This window comes from Microbacterium sp. P2_F9 (assembly GCF_056403635.1).
The window spans coordinates 1-8,217 of the sequence record NZ_JBFUFC010000177.1 but is presented as its reverse complement, the minus strand read 5'-3'; the positions used below and the strand labels follow the sequence as shown (position 1 = coordinate 8,217).

Sequence of the window (8,217 nt, the reverse complement as noted above, 5' to 3'; positions counted from 1 at the left end):
GCGCGCTCGACGAGACGGATGCCGGAATTGACCACGAGCGACGAGCCCGCGACCACGAGGGCGTCCGCGGCACCGACGAGCTGCTCGGCCTCGCGGAACTTCTCGGCCGGGATGAACTCGCCGAAGAAGACCACGTCGGGCTTGAGCATCCCGGCGCACACGGAGCACGCGGGGACGCGGAATCCGTCCGTGCTCTCGGGCAGCACGTCGCCGTCCGGACCGAGGGCCACACTGTCGGGGATCGCGATCCAGGGGTTGTCTGCTTCGACGCGGGTGGCGAGATCCCGCCGATCGAAGACCTGACCGCAGTGGGTGCAGAAGACCCGGCGCATGGTGCCGTGCAGCTCGACGACCCGCCGGCTGCCGGCACGCACGTGCAGGCCGTCGACGTTCTGAGTGATGACTCCGGCCGCGACGCCGCTGGTCTCGAGGTCGGCGAGGGCGCGATGGCCGGCATTGGGCTGCGCGGCCGCGAAGGCTCGCCAGCCCAGATGGCTCCCCACCCAATAACGCCGGCGGGACTGCTCGTCGGCGAGGAACTGCGCGGCGGTCATCGGCGTGCGGGTGGGTGCGCCCTTGCCGCGATAGTCCGGGATGCCGGAATCCGTCGACACGCCGGCACCGGTCAGCACGGCGATGCGGCGCCCCGCAAGGGCGTCCAGCGCCTCCTCGATGGAGGCGGCGGTCGCCTGGTCGAACGCTGTCACTGTCGTCACGGCTCTGCTCCTGGGTCAGAGAGTAGCCCAGCGGCTTTTCCGGCATGTTACGAATGCCGTGTAAGAGTGGTCCCGTGCGGATCGAGCGGATTGAAGCGGCGGATGACCCGCGTCTCCGCGACTACCGTGACCTGACCGACATCGCGCTGCGCCGGATCCTCGAGCCCGCCGGCGGTCTCTACATCGCGGAGTCGGCCAAGGTCATCTCCCGTGCGCTCGGTGCCGGGCATCTGCCCCGCTCGGTGCTCGTGCAGGAGAAGTGGACAGCGGATACCGAGGTCCTGCTCGCTGAGCACCCCGAGGTGCCGGTGTACGTGGTGTCGGCCGAGGTCGCTGAGGGACTGACCGGTTACGCCGTGCACCGGGGCGCGCTCGCGGCGATGCACCGGCCCGTTCCGGCGACCGTCGCGGAGGTGATCGCGGATGCCCGGCTCGTCGTCGTGCTCGAGGACATCATGGACCACACGAACATCGGCGCCATCTTCCGGGCGGCCGCCGGTCTCGGCGCCGACGCCGTGCTGGTGAGTCCACGCTGCGCCGACCCGCTCTACCGCCGGAGCGTGCGTGTCAGCATGGGAACCGTGTTCCAGGTGCCGTGGACCCGGCTGCCGGAGTGGCGGCAGACCCGCACCATCCTGCACGAGCACGGCTTCCACCTCGCCGCCCTCGCCCTCAGCGACGACGCGGTGTCGCTCGAGGCGTTCGCGGCGGATCGGCCGGAGCGTGTCGCGCTGATGCTCGGCGCGGAGGGCGACGGCCTGAGCCGCTATGCCCTGGCCGCGGCGGACAGCGTGGTCACGATTCCGATGGCCGGGGGAGTGGACTCGCTCAATGTCGCCGCCGCGAGCGCTGTGGCGCTCTGGGCGCTGGGCAGTCGAGCCTGACGGCTACGGAGCGTCCGGGACGTGGGGCTCGGCATCCGCCTCTGCGACCGCACGGTGCACCGGCAGCGGGTCAGGGCGCTTTGCGGTGATGAGGTCGCCGGAGGACTCGTGGCGCACGCGGCGCAGCACCCAGGGCACCAGGTACTCGCGCGCCCACACCAGGTCGACTGCGCGCGCCTCGCGCCACGTCCGCGTGGGAAGCGGGTCGGGCTGCATGGGCAGCAGGTCGTTGGGCACGTTGAGCGTCCGCAGCACCATGCGCGCCACCTCGTGGTGGCCGAGCGGATTCATGTGCAGGCGGTCGTCGTCGAAGAACCGCATGTCCTGCACCTCCTTGAGCGCCCACTGGTCGGCGACGACGCAGTCATAGCGGTCGGCGATGCCGCGGATGTTCTCGTTGTAGATCGCGACCTTGCCGCGGAGGTTGCGGAAGACCGGGGTGAAGTTCGTGTCGATGCCGGTGAACACGACGACGGTGGCGCCGCCGCTCACCAGTCGCGCGACGGCGTCCTCGAACTGCTGTGCGACCGCGTCCGGGTCGCTGCCCGGCCGGATGACGTCGTTGCCTCCGGCGGAGAACGTGATGAGGTCGGGCTTCAGGGCGAGCGCGGCATCGACCTGCTCCGCGACGATCTGCCCGATCAGCCGCCCGCGCACCGCGAGATTCGCGTAGGCGAAGTCCACGACCTGCTGCGACAGGACCTCCGCGACGCGGTCGGCCCAACCCCGGTGACCACCGGGCAAGTCAGGCTCGGGGTCGCCGATGCCCTCGGTGAACGAGTCGCCGAGGGCGACCATGCGGCGCCAGGGGTGCGGCTGCGGGTTCTCGAAGTACGGGTCGGGGTGTTCGTCGTTCGTCGTCATGGGTTCTTCCTCGGTTCGCGACCGTCCTTCAGGCTATCGCGCACCGAAGGACCCGGTCCGTGTCAGCGGGCTCGTCTAGGGTGGTGACTCGTTGTGTGCGGCGGGTGCACGGCGAGCGGCGGGAGGGGACGATGGACGACGACGCGCTCCTCGCGGAACCCGCCACGGCGATCGAATCCGATCGCCCGGACGGCACCGACGATGGCCATATCGGCGGCTTCGCCGCCGAGCACCTCTCGCCGTCGTACCCGCAGCGCGCCCCGTGGGGCACCGCCCAGAGGCTGCGGGCCTGGCAGGCCGAGGCCCTCGACCGGTACTTCGCGCTCGACGGCCCGGACGGTCCAGGAAACGGACCGCGCGACTTCCTCGCCGCAGCCACCCCCGGCGCCGGCAAGACCACTTTCGCGCTGCGACTCGCCAGCGAGCTGATGCGGCGGCGGGTGATCGAGCGCATCGTCGTCGTCGCGCCGACCGAGCATCTCAAGACGCAGTGGGCGGACGCGGCTGCCCGCGTCGGCATCCGGCTCGATCCGTCGTTCAGCAATCGGCACGTCGCCCCCGCCCGCCACTACCACGGCGTCGCGGTGACCTACGCGCAGGTCGCGGTCAAGGCATCCGTCCACCAGCGACTGGTCGAAGACCGCCGCAGCCTCGTGATCCTCGACGAGGTGCACCACGGGGGCGACGCGCTCAGCTGGGGCGACTCGCTGCGCGAGGCCTACCAGCGAGCGACGCGGCGCCTGCTCCTGTCGGGGACGCCGTTCCGCAGCGACACCGCTCCGATCCCGTTCGTGGAGTACCACCCCGACGAGAAGGGGATCCGGATCTCGCGCACGGACTACGCGTACGGGTATCGCCGCGCTCTCGAAGACGGCGTCGTGCGCCCGGTGATCTTCCTCGTCTACGCGGGCACGATGCGGTGGCGCACGCGCACGGGCGACGAGATGGAAGCGCAGCTCGGCCAGGACAACACCAAGGACATCACCGCCCAGGCGTGGCGCACCGCGCTCAACCCCGAGGGCGAGTGGATCCCGGCGGTGCTGCGCGGGGCGGACCGGCGGCTCACCGAGGTGCGCGCCCAGGTGCCCGATGCCGGCGGGCTCGTCATCGCGACCGACCAGACCGCCGCGCGGGCGTATGCCACGATCCTCCGCACGATCACTGGGGAGGAGCCCACGATCGTCCTCTCCGACGAAGCCGAGGCCTCGTCGCGGATCGAGACCTTCGCCCAGGGCACTTCTCGCTGGATGGTCGCGGTGCGAATGGTGTCCGAGGGCGTCGACGTGCCTCGGCTGGCGGTGGGGGTCTACGCGACCAGCGCGTCGACACCGCTGTTCTTCGCTCAGGCCATCGGCCGTTTCGTCCGCGCCCGCCGCCGCGGCGAGACCGCGAGCGTCTTCCTGCCCAACGTTCCGGCCCTGCTCGGCCTGGCGAACGAGCTCGAGCGCGAGCGCGACCATGCGCTCGACCGCGACTCGGAGGGCGAYGACGAATGGGCGCTCGACGATGACCTGCTCGCCGCCGCCGAGCGCGGCGATTCCGCCTCGGATGCCCTGACCGACGAGTTCACCTACCAGGCGCTCGGCTCGGTGGCCCACTTCGACCGCGTGCTCTTCGACGGCCGCGAATTCGGGCAGCTCGCGGTGCCCGGCACGCCCGAGGAGGAGGAGTTCCTGGGCCTTCCCGGCCTGCTCGAACCCGAGCACGTGCACGAGCTCCTCCTGCAGCGCCAGGCGCGGCAGACCCGCCATCGCACGGTGCGCGAGGCACGCGTCGGAACGAGCGAGGAGGATGCCGCGGCCGCGCCGCCGCCTGCGCTGCACCGCACGCTGAAGGAGCAGCGGCAGCTGCTCAACAGCCTCGTGAGCGTCTATGCGCGCCAGTCCGGCGAGCCGCACGGCGCGGTGCACGCGGAGCTCCGCCGGGTATGCGGCGGACCGGCAGTCGCGCAGGCCACCGTCGCGCAGCTGCAGGCGCGCATCGACCTGCTGCGCGGGCGGGTCAGGGCCTAGCCGCCGCGTTCACCTGGGCCCACTCCCGGGTGATGGCGGAGGGCGAGCGCGGGCTGCGCGCTGCGCTGCGGTGAGGCCCGTTCGGGGGTCCGAAATGCTGGCAATCCGTGCCCGGATGAGGGGCGGCATCCGGACTCTGGCTAGCGTGGAATGGTTTCCCGATACCGCCGCCCGGAGGCTTCATTGAGCGCGCCCGCCGAACCCACCGCCCGCGACCGTCGTCGCTGGGCCCGCTATCTGGTGAGCGAACGCGCGGAAGCGCGGGTCTACCGCGAACTCGCCACGCGCCGCGACGGTGAGGAGCGCGACATCCTCCTCGCGCTGGCGGACGCCGAGGGGCGCCATGAGGCGCACTGGCTCGGTCTGCTCGGCGGCGAGCCGTCCCGGCTGCCGCATCCAGGACTCGGCACGCGGCTCCTCGCCTGGATGGCGCGCAGCTTCGGGTCGATCTTCGTGCTCGCGCTCGCCCAGAACTCGGAGGGGCGCTCACCGTACAGTGACGAGCCGTTCGCGACCCCCGCGATGGCGGCCGACGAGAAGATCCATCACGAGGTCGTGCGCGGGCTCGCCGCCCGCGGCCGGCGACGACTCTCCGGCACCTTCCGCGCCGCCGTCTTCGGGGCGAACGACGGCTTGGTGTCCAACCTCGCCCTCGTCATGGGCATCGGCGCGGCCGGCGCGACACCCCAGTTCGTGCTGTTCAGCGGCATCGCCGGGCTGCTCGCCGGTGCGCTGTCGATGGGGGCGGGGGAGTTCGTCTCGGTCCGCTCACAGCGCGAACTGCTCGAGTCGACCGAGCCGAACAACTTCGCCGACGACGTGCTCCCCGATCTCGATCTCGACGCGAACGAACTCGCCCTCGTCTATCGCACGCGCGGTATGCCCGTCGAGGAGGCACTGGAGCGCGCCCAGGAGGTCGTCGCCGCGGCGCACGCCGCGGACCGCTCCGAGCCCTATCGCCGCGAGAGCGAGGCGAGAGAGGACMACGAGGTCGTCGGGGGAGCCTGGGGCGCCGCGCTGTCGAGTTTCCTGTTCTTCGCCTCGGGCGCGATCATCCCGGTGCTTCCGTGGATCTTCGGGCTGTCCGGCGCGCCCGCGGTGCTGATCGCACTCGTCCTCGTCGGAATCGCCCTGATGGCGACCGGCGCGATGGTGGGGCTGCTGTCCGGCGGCCCGCCGCTCAAACGGGCGCTGCGTCAGCTGGCCATCGGCTACGGCGCCGCAGCCGTCACGTACGGGCTGGGCCTGCTGTTCGACGTCACGCTGGGCTGAGCCCGGCTGAGCCCGGCTGATCCCGGAAATGAAGAAAGCCCCGGATAACCGGGGCTTTCTTCATCTGTGCGCGAGGGGGGACTTGAACCCCCACGCCCTATACGGGCACTAGCACCTCAAGCTAGCGCGTCTACCTATTCCGCCACCCGCGCATGGGTTTTTCGGTTTCGCAACCGAGGACCGACTTTATCACGTTCCGCGCGGGGCTCCGAACCGCGGGTGCCGAACAGACCTCGACGGAGCGCTTTTCGCGGCATCCCGGCGAAACGGAGCGGCAACGTGAGACCGGTAGGTTGGTCCGCATGCCCACGCCCGAAACCGACCTTCCCGAGGTCGTCCGGATCGCGCAGGACCTCATCCGCTTCGACACGACGAACTTCGGCGGAGGGCGCGCGCACGGCGAGCGCGAGGCCGCGGAATACGTCGGCGCCTACCTCGAAGCCCTGGGCCTGACCGTCGAGTTCTACGAGCCGATTCCGCGGCGGACGAACCTCATGGCCCGCGTTCCCGGACGCGACCCGAGCAAGCCTGCGCTCGTCCTGCACGGGCACCTCGACGTGGTCCCGGCGATCGCCGAGGACTGGAGCGTCGACCCGTTCGGCGGCGAGATCCGCGACGGACTGCTGTGGGGACGCGGCGCCGTGGACATGAAGGACATGGACGCCATGATCCTGGCCTCGGTGGCCGAACTGCTGCGTGCGGGGGAGCAGCCGGAGCGCGATCTCGTGCTGGTGTTCTTCGCCGACGAGGAGAACGGCGGCATCGAAGGCTCCGCGCTCGTCGTCCGCGACCGGCCGGAATGGTTCGCCGGTGCGACCGAGGCGATCAGCGAGGTCGGCGGCTATTCGATCTTCGCGGGCGACCGTCGGGCGTACCTGCTGCAGGTCGGCGAGAAGGCGCTGGTGTGGATCCGGCTGGTCGCACGCGGTCAGGCGGGCCACGGGAGCCGGTACCACCCCGACAACGCGGTGACCCGCCTCGCCGAGGCCGTCGCCGCCCTCGGACGCACCGAGTGGCCCATCCGCCTCACCGACACGACGCGCCAGCTGCTGGACGGGCTCGCCGAGCTCACCGGCGGCGACCCCGGCGAACCTGACGCGCTCGCCGATGCGACGGGCGCGGCATCCGGATTCCTCCGCTCGACGCTGCGGACGACCACCAACCCGACCGGGCTCACCGCCGGTTACAAGCACAACGTGATCCCCGACCGCGCTGAGGCCCTCATCGACGTGCGGGCGCTGCCCGGCACTGAGGAGCAGGTGCTCGCGGACATCCGGCGGATCGTCGGAGCCGATGTCGAGGTGGAGGTCGTGCACGGGGACATCGGGCTCGAGGTGCCGTTCGAAGGGGATCTTGTCGACGCGATGGTGGCGGCTCTCGGGCGTCACGATCCCGGCGTGCCGGTCATCCCGTATCTCATGGGCGGCGGCACAGACAACAAGGCGCTCGCGGCGCTCGGCATCGCGGGCTACGGCTTCGCACCGCTGCGGCTGCCGGCCGACCTCGACTTCACCGGAATGTTCCACGGCGTGGACGAGCGGGTGCCGCTGGACGCGCTCATCTTCGGGCAGCGCGTGCTCACCGACCTCATCCGCACTTACTGAAAGGCTTCCATGCACCTCATCGAGGCGATCATCCTCGGACTCGTCCAGGGATTGACCGAATTCCTCCCGGTGTCCTCGAGCGCGCACCTGCGCATCCTCGGCGAGCTCCTGCCGAGCGCCCAGGATCCCGGCGCCGCGTTCACCGCGATCACGCAGCTCGGCACCGAGGCGGCGGTCGTGGTGTTCTTCTGGCGCGACATCGTCCGCATCGTCGGGCACTGGTTCCGCGCGCTCCTCGGTCGCATCCCGCGCAACGATCCGGACGCCCGGATCGGCTGGCTCATCATCATCGGAACGATCCCCATCGTCGTGCTCGGACTGCTCTTCCAGGACCAGATCGAGACGACGTTCCGGTCGCTGTGGCTGATCGCAGGCACCCTCATCGTGTTCGGCATCCTGCTCGGGGTCGCGGACTGGGTGGGAGCCAAGCGACGCAAGCTCGAGGACCTCACCCTCTCGCACGGCATCTTCTACGGCCTCGCGCAGTCGCTCGCGCTCATCCCAGGCGTCTCACGCTCGGGCGGCACGATCACCCTCGGCCTTTTCCTGGGCTACGAGCGGGCGGCCGCCGCGCGCTACGCGTTCCTGCTCGCCATCCCCGCGGTGTTCGGCAGCGGCCTCTACCAGCTCGCCAAGAGCCTGGGCGAGCCGACCGTCTTCACCCTCGGCGAGACCGCGGTGGCGACCGGAGTCGCGTTCGTCGTGGCGCTCGGGATCATCGCCTTCCTGATGAGCTGGATCTCCAAGCACAGCTTCCTGCCGTTCGTCATCTACCGGCTCGCACTGGGCACGACGCTCATCGTGCTGCTGGCACTGGGCGTGCTCCAGCCCTACTGAGCCACGCGGTTCCTGAGCTTGTCGAGGG

Annotated in this window: 7 protein-coding genes and 1 tRNA gene; 5 read left to right on the top strand and 3 right to left on the bottom strand. The window is 70.7% G+C overall.

Annotated features, from left to right (window positions below; genetic code table 11):
- Positions 1–707, bottom strand: a 707-nt coding sequence (locus AC1DVT_RS15710; RefSeq protein WP_477389936.1) for a Sir2 family NAD-dependent protein deacetylase, incomplete at its 3' end; no start/stop codon positions are given.
- An 83-nt stretch (positions 708–790) separates the two neighbouring features.
- On the opposite strand from AC1DVT_RS15710, the gene AC1DVT_RS15705 reads away from it, so the two are divergent.
- Positions 791–1,600 carry a TrmH family RNA methyltransferase gene (locus AC1DVT_RS15705; RefSeq protein WP_477389935.1) on the top strand — a complete coding sequence of 270 codons (810 nt, stop codon included), beginning with the start codon at positions 791–793 and terminating at the stop codon, positions 1,598–1,600.
- 3 nt (positions 1,601–1,603) lie between these two features.
- Here AC1DVT_RS15705 and AC1DVT_RS15700 read toward each other — a convergent pair whose 3' ends face one another.
- Complete coding sequence (locus AC1DVT_RS15700; RefSeq protein WP_477389934.1) at positions 1,604–2,464, bottom strand: SGNH/GDSL hydrolase family protein; 861 nt, start codon at positions 2,462–2,464, stop codon at positions 1,604–1,606.
- Positions 2,465–2,595: 131 nt separating this feature from the next.
- On the opposite strand from AC1DVT_RS15700, the gene AC1DVT_RS15695 reads away from it, so the two are divergent.
- Positions 2,596–4,476 carry a DEAD/DEAH box helicase gene (locus AC1DVT_RS15695; protein ID WP_477389933.1) on the top strand — a complete coding sequence of 627 codons (1,881 nt, stop codon included), beginning with the start codon at positions 2,596–2,598 and terminating at the stop codon, positions 4,474–4,476.
- Between the two features lie 183 nt (positions 4,477–4,659).
- On the top strand, positions 4,660–5,748 hold the full coding sequence (locus AC1DVT_RS15690; protein WP_477389932.1) for a VIT1/CCC1 transporter family protein: 1,089 nt from the start codon (positions 4,660–4,662) through the stop codon (positions 5,746–5,748).
- 67 nt (positions 5,749–5,815) lie between these two features.
- Here the strand turns inward: AC1DVT_RS15690 and AC1DVT_RS15685 are convergent.
- A tRNA-Leu gene (locus AC1DVT_RS15685) sits at positions 5,816–5,900 on the bottom strand.
- 150 nt (positions 5,901–6,050) lie between these two features.
- On the opposite strand from AC1DVT_RS15685, the gene AC1DVT_RS15680 reads away from it, so the two are divergent.
- The gene (locus tag AC1DVT_RS15680; protein ID WP_477389931.1) at positions 6,051–7,352 is read left to right on the top strand and encodes a M20/M25/M40 family metallo-hydrolase; all 1,302 of its coding nucleotides are present in this window, start codon (positions 6,051–6,053) and stop codon (positions 7,350–7,352) included.
- A gap of 9 nt (positions 7,353–7,361) precedes the next feature.
- Positions 7,362–8,189, top strand: a complete 828-nt coding sequence (locus AC1DVT_RS15675; RefSeq protein ID WP_477389930.1) for an undecaprenyl-diphosphate phosphatase — start codon at positions 7,362–7,364, stop codon at positions 8,187–8,189.
- Positions 8,190–8,217 lie beyond the last annotated feature (28 nt).